13 protein-coding genes are annotated in these 15,735 nt (G+C 70.4%); 10 read left to right on the top strand and 3 right to left on the bottom strand.

Going from position 1 to position 15,735, the window contains the following annotated elements:
• The first annotated feature begins 5 nt into the window (after positions 1-5).
• Complete coding sequence (locus tag QSK17_RS00205) at positions 6-1,844, top strand: hypothetical protein (protein ID WP_285702270.1); 1,839 nt, start codon at positions 6-8, stop codon at positions 1,842-1,844.
• Here QSK17_RS00205 and QSK17_RS00200 read toward each other — a convergent pair.
• Together QSK17_RS00200 and QSK17_RS00195 are read right to left on the bottom strand one after the other, a co-directional pair.
• Positions 1,841-4,519: an acyltransferase family protein gene (locus QSK17_RS00200; RefSeq protein ID WP_285702269.1), complete on the bottom strand. Its 2,679-nt coding sequence runs from the start codon at positions 4,517-4,519 to the stop codon at positions 1,841-1,843. The two genes, QSK17_RS00205 and QSK17_RS00200, sit on opposite strands and share 4 nt — an antisense overlap.
• Before the next feature lie 28 nt (positions 4,520-4,547).
• A complete protein-coding gene (locus QSK17_RS00195; protein WP_285702268.1) occupies positions 4,548-5,801 on the bottom strand; it encodes an acyltransferase family protein in 1,254 nt (417 codons plus the stop codon).
• 95 nt (positions 5,802-5,896) lie between these two features.
• Here QSK17_RS00195 and pgfA (QSK17_RS00190) point away from each other — a divergent pair, with 95 nt between their 5' ends.
• The 9 genes from pgfA (QSK17_RS00190) (at position 5,897) to QSK17_RS00150 (ending at position 14,024) form a co-directional block, all read left to right on the top strand.
• Positions 5,897-6,832 carry a cell envelope lipid trafficking protein PgfA gene (pgfA, locus tag QSK17_RS00190; protein WP_285702267.1) on the top strand — a complete coding sequence of 312 codons (936 nt, stop codon included), beginning with the start codon at positions 5,897-5,899 and terminating at the stop codon, positions 6,830-6,832.
• 103 nt (positions 6,833-6,935) lie between these two features.
• Positions 6,936-7,670 carry a class I SAM-dependent methyltransferase gene (locus QSK17_RS00185; protein ID WP_285702266.1) on the top strand — a complete coding sequence of 245 codons (735 nt, stop codon included), beginning with the start codon at positions 6,936-6,938 and terminating at the stop codon, positions 7,668-7,670.
• Between the two features lie 186 nt (positions 7,671-7,856).
• Positions 7,857-8,759, top strand: coding sequence for a cell envelope lipid trafficking protein PgfA (gene pgfA, locus QSK17_RS00180; protein WP_285702265.1), 903 nt, complete (start codon positions 7,857-7,859; stop codon positions 8,757-8,759).
• Between the two features lie 29 nt (positions 8,760-8,788).
• Positions 8,789-9,739: a decaprenyl-phosphate phosphoribosyltransferase gene (locus QSK17_RS00175; RefSeq protein WP_502889118.1), complete on the top strand. Its 951-nt coding sequence runs from the start codon at positions 8,789-8,791 to the stop codon at positions 9,737-9,739.
• Positions 9,736-11,142, top strand: coding sequence for an FAD-binding oxidoreductase (dprE1, locus tag QSK17_RS00170; protein ID WP_285702263.1), 1,407 nt, complete (start codon positions 9,736-9,738; stop codon positions 11,140-11,142). The genes QSK17_RS00175 and dprE1 overlap by 4 nt, the downstream gene beginning before the upstream one ends.
• 58 nt (positions 11,143-11,200) lie before the next feature.
• Positions 11,201-11,959 (top strand): decaprenylphospho-beta-D-erythro-pentofuranosid-2-ulose 2-reductase, encoded by a 759-nt coding sequence (gene dprE2 / locus QSK17_RS00165; protein ID WP_285702262.1) that lies wholly within the window; start codon positions 11,201-11,203, stop codon positions 11,957-11,959.
• A 227-nt stretch (positions 11,960-12,186) separates the two neighbouring features.
• A complete protein-coding gene (locus QSK17_RS00160; RefSeq protein ID WP_285702261.1) occupies positions 12,187-13,308 on the top strand; it encodes an NAD(P)H-dependent flavin oxidoreductase in 1,122 nt (373 codons plus the stop codon).
• A 246-nt stretch (positions 13,309-13,554) separates the two neighbouring features.
• Positions 13,555-13,773 carry a hypothetical protein gene (locus QSK17_RS00155; protein ID WP_285702260.1) on the top strand — a complete coding sequence of 73 codons (219 nt, stop codon included), beginning with the start codon at positions 13,555-13,557 and terminating at the stop codon, positions 13,771-13,773.
• Positions 13,770-14,024 carry a hypothetical protein gene (locus QSK17_RS00150; RefSeq protein WP_285702259.1) on the top strand — a complete coding sequence of 85 codons (255 nt, stop codon included), beginning with the start codon at positions 13,770-13,772 and terminating at the stop codon, positions 14,022-14,024. The genes QSK17_RS00155 and QSK17_RS00150 overlap by 4 nt, the downstream gene beginning before the upstream one ends.
• A gap of 194 nt (positions 14,025-14,218) precedes the next feature.
• Here QSK17_RS00150 and QSK17_RS00145 read toward each other — a convergent pair whose 3' ends face one another.
• Positions 14,219-15,517, bottom strand: coding sequence for a helix-turn-helix domain-containing protein (locus tag QSK17_RS00145; protein WP_285702258.1), 1,299 nt, complete (start codon positions 15,515-15,517; stop codon positions 14,219-14,221).
• Positions 15,518-15,735: the final 218 nt, after the last annotated feature.

Below are 15,735 nucleotides of genomic sequence, written 5' to 3'. Positions count from 1 at the left end.
ATGTGGTGACCCAGATGGTGAGGCGGCTCGGAAACGGCGGGCGGCGCCTCGTGCGGTTCAGGTCCCTGGGCGCCTCGCGAGCGGTGCTTCTCGTGGGAGTCGTCCTGATCGCCGCCCAGATCGCGGGCAGAGCCGGTGTCGTCGCGAAGTCGTTCTTCACCGGTGACGACTACATCCTGCTCGTTCGCGCGACCGAGCAGAACCTCGACTGGGGATACCTCTTCACCCCGCACGCGGGGCGGTGGATGCCCGGGGGGCTCGGGCTCGCCTGGCTGCTGGCGCGCGCGGGCACCTACCATTGGGCGCTGGTCGCCGGGGTGATCCTCGCCATTCAGGCGCTGGCCTCGCTCGCGGTACTCCGGATGCTGACGGTCGTCCTCGGGCGCCGTCCCGCCACGCTGCTGCCGTTCGCCGTCTACCTGGTGAGCCCGCTGGCCCTCGCCGCGCTCACCTGGTGGTCGGCCGCGCTGACCACCGTCGTGCCGCAGATCGCGGTGGCCATGGCGGTCACCTCCCATGTGCTCTACCAGCGGGACGGCAGGCGCGTCCACGCCGTGGCCGCGATCCTCTGGATCCTCACCGGAATGCTCTTCTCGCTCGGGGTCGCCCTCCTTCCACTGCTGCTGTTCGGGTTGACCGCGGTCTGGTTCACCGAGGGCCGGGGGATGTCCGCCGTCCGTCAGGCGCTGCGCGCCGCCCCCGTCCTGTGGACGGTGTACACGTCGATCATGCTTGCCGCGGGTGGTGTCCACCTGGCGACCCGGCCGCCGCAGGCGGAATGGCTGCCGGGCCCGGCGGCCGTCGCGGGCTTCCTCTGGCGGCTGATCGGGCAGACGCTCGTCACGGGGCTCGTCGGCGGGCCGGTCCGCTGGTACTTCGCGCGTTCGGACTACGGCGTCGCGTTGCCGCCCGCGGCCCTCGTCGTGGCCGCCTGGGTCGTGGTCGCGCTCGCGGTGGTGATCACGGTCCGGGCACGGCGGCACGCCGCCGCCGCGTGGCTGCTCCTGCTCGGCTACGTGATCGTGACGGTGGCGGTGCCCACGCTGCCGGACGTGGTCCAGGCCGGTGAGTTCCGGGGCGCGCGGTCCGAGCTGCTCGCCGGGGCCGTTCCGGTGATCACGCTTCTCCTCGGGCTGGCGTTCCTCCCCCTCATGGGAGAGGAACAGCCCTACCTGCGAAGACTGCCGCTGGGGCGGGTCCTGGCGGGGGTCACGGTCCCTGCGGTCGTCGCCCTCGCGGCGTGGTCCACCTCGGCGTACGCGTCCGGTTTGCGAACTCAGCCGATGCGGGACTATCTGGCGACCGCGGCCAGGGAGCTGGCCCGCACGCCGTCGAGCGTCCAGATCTACGACACCGCGGTGCCAGGGCGGTTGCTCTCGGCGTGGTTGGGGGAGTACCGGTCGACCGCGCGGATCCTCGGCCCGCTCGCCGGTCCGGACCTGCGCGACGTGATGCGCCACCCTGGTCCCACCGCCGACGCGATGGTCTTCGACGCGACCGGGCGGTTGCGGCCCATGGCCGTCTCGGCGGTGGTGGTCGCCACGCCGAAGGCGAAGCCGGTCTGCTATCCGCTGTCCGGCGGCAGGGTCGATGTCCCGCTGTCGTATGACCTGCCGCGCCGGAAGTACACCGTCGCCCTCTCCTACACCGCCACCCGTGAGGCGCTCGCGGTCTTCGCGTACGGGGGCGCCCGGGTGCCGATCAACCTCGCCAAGGGCGCGCACGTCCTCTACCTGCAGGTGGTCGCGGGCGGTCCCGCCCTCCGGATCGACGGCCTGTCGCCCGGGGCCGGATTGTGCGTGAGCGCGGTCCGCATCGGCGCGCCCGTGCCCCGCGTTCCCTAGGGCACGGGCTGCGCCGAGGCCGGCACGCTTCCTGCTCCGGGACGTGTCCCCAATTGGCGTCCGAGCCGGTGGAAGGGCTCCTCGATGAGGTGGTAGGTCAGCGCGGACAGGATCAGGATGCCTGTGAGCGCGATGGCGAGAACCTCCCAGAAGTCGCCGCCGGCGTACACCGCGCTGCCGGACAGCGCGTAGTAGCCGTAGATGACGACGAACTGCCACAGGAAGATGCCGTAGGAGATCTTGCCCAGGTAGCGCAGTACGACGTTGCCGAAGACCCGGTTCGTCAGCCCGCGGTAGCCGGTCGCGAATGCGGAGGGGGCGACCAGGAAGAGCCCGACGGCACCCCACAGCACGGACTTGACCGTCCCCTCGAACACGGGCAGGGCGCTGAGGTGCGGCGGACCGATCAGCGGGGTGCAACCGATCGCGAAGGCGATCGCCGCGAGGGTCCACGAGAGGATGGGCAGCCCGGCGACCCTTCGGCAGAACTCGCGCACACCGGCTGCGGACGCGTCGCCGGACCAGCTCCAGGCCGAGAGGACGGCGAGGGCCATGCCGGGCGCGAACCACATGAAATAGCGGGGGAGCAGCATGTTGACCTCGCCCGGAGTGCCGGGTTGGTGGGCGGCCACGGTCACGCCGACCGAGATGAGGACCATCACACCGATCCCGGCGAACAGCCGCAGCGCCCGTGTCGTGGTGTCGCGGGCGCCGCCCAGAGTGGCCGCCCAGGTGAGGGCGGCGGCGATGAGAGGGAGGGTCACGTAGAAGGCGACCTCCACGCCGAGCGACCACATGTGCTCGAGACCGCGGCCTTCCACGCCGCCCCACCACGCGCTCACGTCGTAGATCTGGAGCAGGAGCAGCCATTTCGCCCAGACCCACTGCGATGCGTTGTGGGCGGGGTTGAAGAAGATCAGCGCGACCGCCGCCACCAGCCAGTACGCCGGAAGGATACGGAAGGCACGCCGCCACAGGTACGCCCTCGTCTCGGGACGGTCGCCCGCATCGAGCGCGGCGCGGGCCCAGGGCCGGTACAGCAGCAGCCCGGAGAGCGTGAAGAAGATGGCGACGCCCACATCGCCCCGGGACAGCACCCAGGCGCCCCAGCCGTCGACCACCCATGTCTTGCCGCTCACGTGGTAGAGCAGGACCGCCAAGGCGGCGATCGCGCGGACGCCGTCGAGCGCGTTCTGGTGCTCGGGGTCCGCGGCGCGGCGGCGGGGCCGTGCTCCCTCTTCCGTGACCGCCTCCGCGACCTTCTCCACGATGGCGGGTGCCGTCCGCGGAAGGGGTACGGGAGCCGGGGGAGGCGGGGCCGCCTCGGGTACCGCCGCCTCAGGAACGACCACTTCGGGGACGACCAGCCGCGCGGTGGTGTTCGGCGCGGTGGTGTTCGGTTCGGTGGGCACGTCCGGGGCGGTGGCGGGCTCCGCCGACCGCGCGCCGCGCAGCCGCGACAGCGGCCGTTCCACCAGGTAGCGGGTCATCGTGGCGACGACCACGGTCCCGGGCAGGGACAGCGCCAGGAGTGGCAGGAACCCGCCGCCGAAGTAGTGCATGCCCGTCACCCGGTACACGAGCTCCATGACGACGAACTGCCAGAGGAAGATCCCGTACGAGATCTCGCCGAGGAAGGCCATCGGCCGGCTCCCGAGCAGGCGTGTCAGGGAGGGAGCCCGGCACGCGACCGGAGCCACGACGAGGACGGTGATCACCGTGTGCAACAGGATGCGGAGCTCCTCGTCGCGCAGGGTGGTGAACGGATCGCCGAACCGCCCAACCACCGGAGTCATCAGCAGCCAGTACGCCAGGCCCGCGGTGAGCAGGCAGGTGCCCGCCGACGAGGCGATCATGTCGCGCAGTTGCCGGGCGCGCGCCGCCCCCGGCGAGTCGCCCTCGGCCCAGGTCAGCAGTAAGGCCAGGCCCATGCCGATGGCGAAGAAGATCAGATAGTGCGGAAGCAGGAACTGGATCCAGAAGATCCGCTCGGGGACGTGCATGACGACGGCGAAGGCGAAGGACGCCAGGCTCACGGGGATGAGGAAGATCAGCATCCGGGTGGCGCGCATGTCCAGGGAGGCGGCTCCGTGGCGCTCTCTCTGGCCATACCTGTGCATCGCCCAGGCGAGTGCGGGCAGGGCCAGGTAGAAGGCGGCCTCGACGGCGAGACTCCAGATCTGGCCGAGCGCCGTCGGCCCGAGCCCGCCGTTGGGCCAGGCCGGGGCGGGATCGTAGATCTGCACGAGCAGCAGCATCTGGACCCACTGGCCCGCCGAATAGCCGGCCGGTTCGGCCAGGGCGATCATCGCCACCACGGCGGTGATCCAGTACGCGGGCAGGATCCGGACGGCGCGCCGCCACAGGTAGACGCCTGTCCGCGGAACCGACGCCCCGAGCAGGGTGCGGCGGGCCCAAGGCCGGAACAGCAACAGGCCGGAGATCGCGAAGAAGATCGACACCGCCACGTCCAGCCGGGCCGTCAGCGCGCCGGCCAGCCCGCCCGTCGTGGTGAAGTTGCTCATCGCGGCGACGTGGAAGAGCAGGATGGCGAGCGCCGCCACCGCGCGCAGGCCGCCCACCGCCCCGTTCCTGCCGTCGTCGCCGGGGGCGGGGGGAGCGGGAGCGCCGCCGCGGGGGCTGGGCGTGCCCTGATCGAACTCGGTGGTGGCCATCACGTGGTCCTCCGCGAACGAGGTGTGGTCAGCTCTGAGGGGGTGGTGCCGTCCGCCGCGTCTCAAGGCGCTGGCCGAGTACGCGGGCCGGTTTCTCGATGACGAGGTAGCCGATCCAGGCGAGCAGGGTGCTTGCGGCGAGCACGGCGGTGAAGACGGGGACGAACTGCTGGTCGAGGTGCGGCCGGCCGGTGATGTCGTAGTAGACCCAGATCACGATGATCTGCCAGACGAACAGGCCGTAGGAGAGGTTCGCGAGCCTGCTCATGGCCGGGTGGCCAAGGGCGCGGTGCACCCAGGTGGGTACAGCCGGCCGTACGGCGACGGGCATGACGACGAAGAGCGTCATGAGGGTGTAGGCCGTGAGACGGAACATGTCGGCCGTGATGTCGGGGACCAGGGACTGCGGCGTCTTCGGCCCGCCGAGAGGCGTCGCGACCAGGCCGAACAGGAGCGCCGCGAACAGGAAGCAGGTGCCGGCGTTGGCCGCTATCTCCTCGCACCAGCGGCGGACCCGCTCGCCGCCCTCGGTGTTCGCGCGGGACCACATGGTGAGCACGCAGACGGCCATCCCCACGGCGAACCAGGGGAAGAACCGGGGGAGCCACCATTCCATCCGCATCGTGTACACCGGGTACCGGATCAGGTACAGGTAGCCGAACGAGCCGAGGGAGAGCAGCCCGAGGGCAAGGAGCGCCCGCTTGGCGCGGGTGTCGACCGACGCGCCGCCGGCCTTGGCGACGAACGCGATGGCGGCCGCCAGGAGCGGCAGGACGAGGTAGAAGCTGACATCGATCGCGAGCGTCCACATCTGCTGCAGGCCGACCGGCGCGAGCTGGATCACAGGCCACCAGGGCGTGGGGTCGTAGACGTGGAGCAGGAGCAGGACCTCGATCCAGTCCCAGGGTGACTTCGCCCGATCGAGGTTGAACGCGGCCAGCGCGACCAGGGCCACGAGCCAGTAGAGCGGGAAGATCCGCAGCACTCTGCGGAGCAGGTAGACGCGAACGCCGGGCGGCGGGCCGGAACCGAGCAGGCTTTTCGCCCACGGCCGGTACAGCAGGAGACCGGAGACGGCGAAGAAGATCGCGACCCGCGCCTCTCCCCGGGACATCACCCAGGCGAGCGGCCCGTCGCCGTAGTGGAGGCCCGTGATGCCCGCGACGTGGAAGACGAGTACGGCGAGGGCGGCCAGCACGCGCAGCCCGTCGACCGCGTTGAGCCGGTTCTGCGGCACGTCGACGGGCGCGGTGGCGGGGAGGGCGGGATGGTCACGATGCATTCAGGGCCAAGGGGGTGCACAAATGCTGATAAGTCGCATTACCCTACCTCCTACTTAGAATCTGTTCTACTCCAAATGTGGTAATAGGGGGACGCATGAGGGCGTCGTTGGGGCTGGGCCTTCTCGGCGCGGCGGGATTCTTCGGGGTCCTGGCCGTCGTGGTGCCCACCTACGTCCTCGAATCCCTGGCCGTCGCGCCGGATGATTACTATTCGGTAACCCGCCTGCGCGCGGTCGACGCCACGGCACTCGACCGCTCATCCGGGAAGAAGCTGACCGGCGTGACGGTCGACGCGGTGTCCTCGCTGCGCGGGGACGCGAACGCCGCCACCGCGGACCTCGTGGTCTGGGACAACTTCACCACCGTGCAGACCGCGGACGGGGCCGTCACCCTCAGCTACACCGATCGCCGGGTGGCCTTCGACAAGCGCACGGGAACGATCGTGAACTGCTGCGGGGCCTATGTCGGTGACACGATCGGGGTCGAACAGTCGGGGCTGGCCTTCAAGTGGCCGTTCTTCGCGGAGCGGAAGGACTACCCCTTCTTCGACACGGTGACCTCGCAGGCGCTGCCCATGCGGTATCGCGGCCAAGAGCAGGTCGCGGGGCTGGCGGTCTACCGGTACGAGCAGACGGTGGGCACGCGACGGCTCGGCGAGGTGCCCGGGGGCAGGCTCCCCGCCGCCATGCTCGGCCTGCCCGGCCGCGGGGACGTCAAGGCGTTCGTGCACGCCTCCGTGGAGCGCCGCTACTGGGTGGAGCCGGTCACGGGCACCCCGGTCAAGATCGAGGAACGGCAGCGCCAGACCGTCAACACGGCGGACGGCGTTCCCCGATTGGTGGCCCTGGACGCCGACTTCCGCTCGCCGCCCGAGGACGTCGACGCGCGTGCCGACCAGATCAGGGCGTCGGTGGCCCTGCTGAAAGCGGCGCGTGGTCCGGCGCCCTGGGTGCTCGCCGCCCTGGCCGCGCTGTCGCTGGTGGCCGGCCTGGTGGCGATCAGGTCGCGCCGCCCGGTTATCCAATCGTGATCGTCGACTTCTAGTCTGCCGTGCGACCTGCCGTAACCACCCGCCGTACCGCCGATCGCCGGCGCGATCGCATCCGACTCGGAAGGGCCCGCTCATGGGGGACGTGACCGCAGAGAACTCGGGCGAACTGCGCGACTTCTACGAGAACCCCGAGACGCCGGTGTCCGTCGCCCAGGACCGCGCCGCGCGGATCGTCGCCTTCCTGCGCGAGATCGTGGCGGCGGAGAAAGGGCCGCTGACCATCCTGGACGTGGGCTGCGGCGACGGCGGCCTCACCCGCCAGGCGGCCGACGCCGCGCCCGGGCACCGGGTGGCCGGGATGGACTGGGCGATGACGCCGCTACGGGCCGCCAGGGGGCGGGGGCTCGCCGTGGTGCGTGGGGGAGCAGTCCACCCGGGCATCCCGATCGCGTCGGGCAGCGTGGACGTCGTCATCTTCTCCGAGGTCGTCGAACATCTCGTGGACCCGGACACCGCTCTCCTGGAGATGTATCGAATCCTGCGCCCGGGTGGTCACCTGCTGATGTCGACGCCGAACCTGGCCGCCTGGTTCAACAGGGGGATGCTGGCGTTCGGTCGCCAGCCCGTGTTCTCCGAAGTCAGCATGGCCCGGGTGTTCGGGCGTCCGGGCCGGTCCGTCGCCGGTCATCTGCGCCTGTTCACGCTGGTCGCGCTCAGGGAGTTCCTCCAGGAGTATGGATTCACGGGCCTCGTGGCGCGCGGTGCCACCTATCACGATGTTCCGGGGCCGCTGAAGCCGATCGACCGGCTCTTCCGCGCCTGGCCCTCGGCCGCCGCGATCCTGACGGTCCACGCGCGGAAGCCGGCCGCCGGCTAGGCGGCAGCGGCCCGCTGAGCTCGGGGCGATCGGGCCGATATAGAACCTGTTTCGGTCACTTTTCCGCATCCCTCGTGACGTGGGTCACTCTGCGCATTAGCATGTCGCGAAATAGAACCGGTTTTCAGAACAAACGGCAGGCGATACCCCCGCCCCCCAGGAGGAACGATGCGCCGCTTAGTTGGTGTGGTTCTGTTGGCAGCCGGCGCGTTCTTCATCGTTCTCGCGCCGCTGATCAAGTTCCAGGCGGCGGGCAGCCTCATCCAGGCGCCGGCCGACCAGTACGGGATCACCTATCTCAGGGCCGAGAACGCGCAGTACTTCAGCCTGCAGGACCTGAAGGTGCTCACCGGGACGCTCGACATCACGGTGACCACGCGCGGCGACGTCAAGGAAGCGAAGGACGACCACGTCGTCTGGGACCAGTTCACCGCGGTCAACGACGTCACCAACGCGCGACCGGGCATCTCCTTCACGGAGTTCCGCAGCGCGTTCAACAAGTACGACGGTGTCGGCGTGAACTGCTGCGGCGCCAACGTCGATGAGGAGCCCGTGCAGCTCGAAGGGCAGATCTACCTGTTCCCGTTCGGGGTCGAGAAGAAGACGTACAAGGTCTTCAACTCAACGACCCACAAGGCGTTCGACGCGACGTTCGCCGGCGAGGACACGATCAACGGCCTCTCGGTCTACAAGTTCGTGCAGAAGGTGCCGCCGACGGTCATCGACACCCTCAGCGCCCCGGCTTCGGTGCTCGGCATGACCGAGACCGGTGATGTCCAGGTCGACCGCGTGTACGACGGCGTGAACACGTACTGGGTGGAGCCCACGACCGGGGCCCCGGTCAAGCAGGAGCAGCAGCGCCACGAGGTGCTCAAGACCAAGGACGGTGTCGAGCGCCAGCCCGCGTTCATCGCGACCGCGGTCATGACGCCGAAGTCTGTCGCCGACCTGGTCGGCACGGTCAAAGACAACCTGAGCCAGATCACCCTCATCAGGACCACGATCCCGCTGGTCTCGCTGATCGTGGGCATCGCCCTGGTCCTCGGCGGGATCCTGCTGCTGCGCGTTCCCTCGTCCCGCGACGTCTAATGAGCCGCAAAAGCGCACCATTACGCCCGCTGGTGGATCTGCCACCGGCGGGCGTCCGTGTGGGGAGGTCTCTCGCCGTCGGACTGGTGCGTGCCTGTCGTCCCCGGCAGTGGCTGAAGAACATCCTGACGTTCGCGGCTCCGGCCGCCGCGGGCGTGCTGACGACCTGGCCGGGCTTCCGGGGTTCCCTCATCGCGTTCGCCGCCTTCTGCCTGGCGGCCAGCGCCACGTACCTCTTCAACGACGCCGCGGACGTGGCGGCGGACCGCAACCACCCGCGCAAGCGGTTCCGGCCGATCGCGGCGGGAATCGTCCCGGTCCCGGTGGCCCGGGCGGCCGGCGCGGTGCTGCTGGTCGCGGGTCTGGCCGTCGGTCTGGCCGGGGGGTGGCGGCTCGGCGCGGTCGTCGCCGGCTATCTCGTGCTGACCTTCTGCTACACGATCTGGCTCAAGCACCAGCCGGTGGTCGATCTCGTCGCGGTGGCGGGCTGCCACGTCGTCAGGGCGTACGCGGGCGCGGTGGCCGTGAGCGTGCCGGTCACGAGCTGGTTCCTGGTCGTGATCACGCTCGGGTCGCTCCTGCTGGTCGCCGGCAAGCGCGAGGCCGAGCTGCGCGCTCAGGAGCGGAGGGAGACAGAAGTCGCAGACGCGGCGAACAGCCAGAACACCGGCACGTCGCGTGACACCCGCTCGACGCTCAGCGTGTACACCACGTCCTATCTGGGCGGCGTCCGCTCGATGACCTCGGGCGCGATGATCGTGACGTACTGCCTGTGGGCCCTGCACGAGCACACGGGGGCGGCTCTCGGCTTCTACGCGCTGAGCATCGTCCCGTTCGTCCTCGTCGTCCTGAGACATGGCCTACTTGTGGATCGCGGCATAGGAGAGGAACCTGAGGAGCTGGCCCTCCGGGATCGGCCGTTGCAGGTCTTCCTCGTCCTGCTGCTCCTCCTGCTCGCCATCGGGATCTACCTGACATGACGCTTCTGACCGGTTGGGGACGCACCGCCCCGACCCCAGCGACGCTCGCGCGCCCACGCTCGGCCGACGAGGTCGCGGCGCTGGTGAAGGGGCTCGGCGCGGGCTCGGCGCGAAAGGAAATCGGCGCGGACTCGGCGCAAAGGGGGCTCGGCGCGGACTCGGCGCAATGGGGGATCGCCGGGCGGGGCCTCGTCGCCCGCGGCCTCGGCCGGGCGTACGGCGACGCGGCGCAGAACGCGGGCGGCACGGTGCTGGACTGCACCGCCCTGCCGCCGTCCTGGACCCTGGACCCGGAGGCGGGCGAGGTCACCGCGTCCGCGGGGACGAGCCTGCACGACCTGATGACCGCCCTCGTGCCGCGCGGCTGGTTCGTGCCGGTCACGCCCGGGACCCGGTACGTCACCGTGGGCGGGGCGATCGCCGCCGACGTCCATGGCAAGAACCACCACGTCGACTCATCGTTCGGCGCGCATGTGCGCTCGCTGACCCTGGTCACGGCCGATGGCAGCGCCCGGGTGCTCGGGCCGGAGGACGACCTGTTCTGGGCGACCGTGGGCGGCATGGGCCTGACCGGCGTGATCGTCGACGCCACCTTCGCGTGCCTGCCCGTCGAAACGTCCAGGATGCGGGTGGACATCGAGCGCACCCGCGATCTGGACGAGACGCTCGACGTGATGACCGCGACCGACGACCGCTACCGGTACACCGTGGCCTGGATCGACCTGATGGCCCGCGGGAGCCGTACCGGCCGGAGCGTGCTCACGCGCGGCGACCACGCGACGCGCGGAGAGATCAGGGGCGACCCGCTCTCCTTCGCCCCGCGCCCGCGCCTGACCGCGCCGCCGTGGGTGCCCGGCGGGCTGCTCAACCGGGCCACGGTCGGCGCCTTCAACGCCGTCTGGTACGGCAAGGCGCCCAAGGTCAAGAGGGGGGTCGTCCAGGGGATCACGCCCTTCTTCCATCCCCTGGACGGCGTCGCCGACTGGAACCGGATGTACGGCTCACGCGGGCTGGTGCAGTACCAGTTCGTGGTGCCGTTCGGCGCCGAGGACACGCTTCGGCGGGTGGTCGCCACGCTGTCGGCGGAGCGGGTGGTGTCGTTCCTGACCGTGCTCAAGCGGTTCGGCGCGGGCACCCCCGGGATGCTGTCGTTCCCGATGCCCGGGTGGACGCTGGCGCTGGACATTCCCACGGGCCAGCGCGGGCTGGCCGGGCTGCTGCGCGGGTTCGACGAGTGGGTCGTGGAGGCGGGCGGGCGGCTCTATCTGGCCAAGGACTCCCGGATGTCGGCCTCCGTGATGGCCGCGAGCTACCCCAGGCTGGAGGAGTGGCGCGCGCTCAGGGACGCCGCCGATCCCGACGGCCTGTTCCGCTCCGACCTGTCCAGAAGGCTGTGCCTGTGAGCCGGGCCGGTGCGCCGGCAGGAGCCGGACGGCTCAAGACGTACGAGGAGTGGTGGGCGTGAGGAACGCTCTGGGGTCCGTCGACACGGTGCTGCTGCTGGGCGGCCGGAGCGAGATCGGCCTGGCCGTCGTTACCCGGCTGGTCCGCGACGGCGCGAGCCGGGTGATGCTGGCGGCGCGCGGCGGCACGGTTCCGGAGGAGGACCTCGCGCGGCTGCGGAAGCTCGGCGCCGAGGTACGCGTGGCCGACTTCGACGCGGCGCGGCCCGAGACGCACCAGGCGCTGATCGACGCGGCCGCGGCCGAGCTGGGGGACCTCGACGTGGTGATCCCGGCCTTCGGCGTGCTGGGCAGCCAGGCGGTCTATGACAAGGACCCGGAGGCCGCCGCGCGGGACGTGGCGGTCAACTTCGGCGGGCACGTCTCGGTGGGGCTCGCGGCGGCGCGGCGGCTCCGCGAGCAGGGCCACGGCACGCTGGTTGTGCTGTCCTCGGTGGCCGGTGTGCGGGTCCGCAGGGCCAACTTCGTGTACGGCTCGGCCAAGGCGGGCCTGGACGGCTTCGCCCAGGGGTTGGGCGACGCCCTGCACGGCTCGGGGGCGCGGGTCCTGATCGTCCGCCCGGGCTTCGTGATCGGCCGGATGACGGAGGGGATGACGCCCGCCCCGATGTCGGTGACCGTGGACGCCGTCGCCGACGCCGTGATGGAGGCGCTCAGGTCGCGGGCGCCTGTGGTGTGGGTGCCGGCGAAGCTGCGGACGGCCTTCGCCGTCATGCGGTTGCTCCCGCGCGCGATCTGGCGGCGCATGCCCCGCTGACGGTCGGGCCGACGGCGGGCGCCGGGCTGGACGGGCGGGCTGGACGGGCGGGCTGGACGGGCGCGGTGAAACCGCCCGGGAACCACCGGGAAATTTTGCATAGAACGCGTTCTATTAGGCCTGCCGTGCCCGGTTACTGGTCGGTAGCTTGATGATCCGGAGTGCTCTCGAAATGTTCTTACTAGAACACGTTGCAGTCTGTTGGGGGCGGACATACAGTCGAGGCCATGCGGACACGTGTCACCGACATGTTCGGGATCGAGTTCCCGATCTTCGCCTTCAGTCATTGCCGTGATGTCGTCGCCGCGGTCAGCCGCGCCGGTGGCATGGGCGTCCTCGGCGCCCTCAACTTCACTCCGGAAGAGCTCGAGCTGGAGCTCAAGTGGATCGACGAGCACGTCGGCGGCCGGCCGTACGGCGTGGACGTGGTCATGCCCGCTTCCTACGAGGGGTCGGACCTCGGCGTCGACTCGCCCGCCGAGCTGGTGGCCAGGCTCCAGGGGATGATCCCCGCCGCGCATCGCCGGTTCGTCGAAGACCTGCTGGCCAGCCATGATGTGCCGCCGCTCGAAGGGGGCGAACCCACCAAGGTGCTGCTCGGCTGGACCGATGCGACCGCCCGGCCGCAGGTCGAGGTGGCGCTGCGGCACCCGATCGCGCTGCTCGCCAACGCCCTCGGCCCGCCTCCCGCCGACGTGGTGGAGATGGCGCACTCCCAGGGGGTCAAGGTGGCGGCTCTCGCCTCCACCCCGCGCCACGCCGTGAAACAGGTCGAGGTTGGCGTGGACATCGTCGTCGCCCAGGGCACCGAGGCGGGCGGGCACACCGGGGACATCTCCACGATGGTGCTCATCCCGCAGGTGGTCGACGCGGTGGACGTGCCGGTCCTGGCGGCGGGCGGCATCGGCGACGGCCGCCAGATGGCGGCGGGGATGGCCCTCGGAGCCGAAGGCGTGTGGACCGGCTCCATCTGGCTCACCGTCGAGGAGGCCGACACGCCGGACCTGGCCCGGCAGCGGATCCTGGCCGCCACCTCGCGCGACACGGTCCGCTCGCGGAGCTGGACGGGCAAGCCGGCCCGGCTGCTCAAGAACGAGTGGACCGACGCGTGGGAGTCGGTGGAGTCGCCCGGCACCCTCCCGATGCCGCTTCAGTTCATGCTGGTCTCCGAGGCGCTGCGCCGGATCGGCAAATCGGACGCGGGCGAGCTCGCCACGTTCCCCGCCGGCCAGATCATCGGCACAATGAACCAGGTCAAGTCGGCCAAGCAGGTCGTGTTCGACATGGTCGAGGGATACGTCGAGGCCATGGAACGCCTCGGCCGCATCACCGACGACAGCCAGGACTAAACCAGGAGAAAACGGGCCACCGGCTTCTGATCAAACGTTATCGCCGTGTGTTCATCCCATCGTGGTGATCTGCGGTACATCGTGACTTCCGGCATGATTTGGGCCCGCCTTCGGGGACGGCCTCCTGTTCGCCGGGCGGCTCCTGGGCGAGACCTTCCCCACCGTGGCGCTGGGCGGCCCGGGCACCTGGTTCGGTGGTCTCGCCGCGCCCTCCTGGCCGGTTATCGCGCTCGCCTGGGCGAGGATGTGCTGATCTACGGGTTCGGCGAGGCCAACCTCAGCTCGCACGTGCTCAGCCCGCTCGCCCCGGAACCGCTCCGCGACCGCATGCGGCATCCACGTCCCGACGCCGATCCGGTGGTCCTCGCGGAGGACGGCCGGAGCCTGGTGCCGCTGCGGATCCTCGGCGGCTACGCCGTACCGGATCCGGGAGGCAGTGCTTCCCGCAGGTGGGGGGCACGATGACGCTGCCCGTACGGTCGAACGGGGACTACGCCGTCGGCGGGTTCACCTACGTCGCCGAGCGGGCCACCGCGGTGACGGCCCGGCTCGGGGTGGCGCGGGCCGAGCTCTCCCTGCGTGCGGGGCAGGCGCGGGTCTATTTCCCCGCCACGGGGACGGGAGCCGCGATGACGCTCACCCTGGCGGACCCGTCATTGGAGCTGTTCGTGACCGGGGTGGTGCTCGGGATCCCCGTCCCGAACACCACCCCGTGACCCGGGTCAGCCACTGCGCTGCCGCTCGTGCAAGGGCTCGGGGCGTCGGCACACGCCCTGATGTCACCGAAGGCCCCTGGCTTGCAGCGGTAAGCAACACGCCTCTCATCGTTGACATGTCCTACGAGGACGATGGCAGCGACGAGCACGTGAGGGCGTACGTCTCGCGCCTGTGGGCAGTCACCAGGCTGTGGTCAGCGGGGAGAGGCCCGCCGGTAGCCGATCGCCGCGGCGAGCTCGGGCACACCAGCCATGCGGGCATGTCGCTCGGCCAGCTCCACTGCTATTTGCCGGATCGCGGGCCGGTCGCGGACCTCGCTCGGAGCATGCCCATGCGCCGCGAGCAGGGCTGACGCCGTCTGCTCAGGCTTGCGCCACTGCCACCAGGCGCGCGCCAGATCGGTGTGCAGACGTCCACGCCGCTCGGGCGTTGAGAACTGGGCCGCACGTAGGTCACGCCCAGCGTGCAGGGCGGCGCCGGCATCGCCCAGGGACCAATGCACGCCGACCTGATAGAGGGTGACGTGCGCAGGGGTGACGGTGAACGGCTGGCCCGGCACCGGATAATCAGGCAGGGTGATGGTGGCGCGCTGCGCCTCTCGGATCATCTCCAAGGCACGGTCGCGATCCCCCGCCTGCGCAGCCGTGTAAGCGCTGGTGCAAAGGATCTGAGCGTAGGTCGCCGACTGGGCTTGGGTCCTGAGGCCGGTCGTCTCCAGGGCGGCCAACGCATCGGAGGCGAGCTGGTCGGCGAGCTGGTGGCGGCCGTCGTGCCGGAGCACGATGCCCAGGGACCGCGCAGCGGCGGCTTGGGCGATCGGTGAGCCGGATTGCCTCGCGTACAGCATCGCCCGGTCCGCGGTCACCCTGCTCGCCCGGGTGGCACCGACCTTGTTGAGCGCCTCCGCGGCGAGGTCGTAGCAGGCAGCCAGCCGCACCGTCGAGGCGGGCGTGCCTTCGCGGTCGGTCGCCTCGTGGGCGACAGCGAGCAGATCAGGCAGATCAGCGACGAGGCGGGACACGGCCCCCATGTCGAACTGGTGGCGCGCGCGGGCGAGGCGAGCCGCTATCTCTCCGGAGTGCGCGGACCGTGCCGGCGACGGCAGCAGTACCAATGCGTCTTCCAGACTGGTCAGCAGCCCGAGCGGGATAATGCCTGCGAGGAACGTGCGTCGACGCATGGGGTCATCCTCTATCGGCCGGGCCGCCGTTGTCGCTACTCGCCCGGCGGCGATGCCCAAAAGCTCGCCCAGAACCTCGACAGGCACGTCGAGCGCGGACATGACATGGCGCAGGATCGCCATGTCGGTCGATGCGCGCTTGCTGGCCTCCAGTCGGGAGATCGTCGACGCCGAGTATCCGACGTGCTGGCCGAGGTCGGCCTGCCTCCAGCCGCGTACCTGCCGGGCGAATTTGATCACGCCGCCGATGTCGCGAGCTGTGATCAACGTTCGTGCTTGTGGAGAGCGCCACACGATGTCATGTGCGTCCATCACGGCTCCCGAAGGTCGCCCGGCCATCCTGACCTCGGCCGTGATTACCTACCGCGACCGATCATGATCGGATGGTCAGCTCATCGGCTTCATGCTAGGCCGATCGCTGCCACTGTCCAGCCCGTTTGCAGATTCTGCATTCGCCCGTGCAAGGCATGAAAGTTTTCTTCTCTGCGCGACATGGCGGGGTTCTCCTTGCAAGTGGCCGCCATGGACGG

The sequence above is a fragment of the Microtetraspora sp. NBRC 16547 genome (assembly GCF_030268965.1).
Taxonomy (GTDB): Bacteria; Actinomycetota; Actinomycetes; order Streptosporangiales; family Streptosporangiaceae; genus Microtetraspora.
Note: the sequence above shows the minus strand (reverse complement) of the source record. Positions and strands in the feature narration are given on the sequence as shown.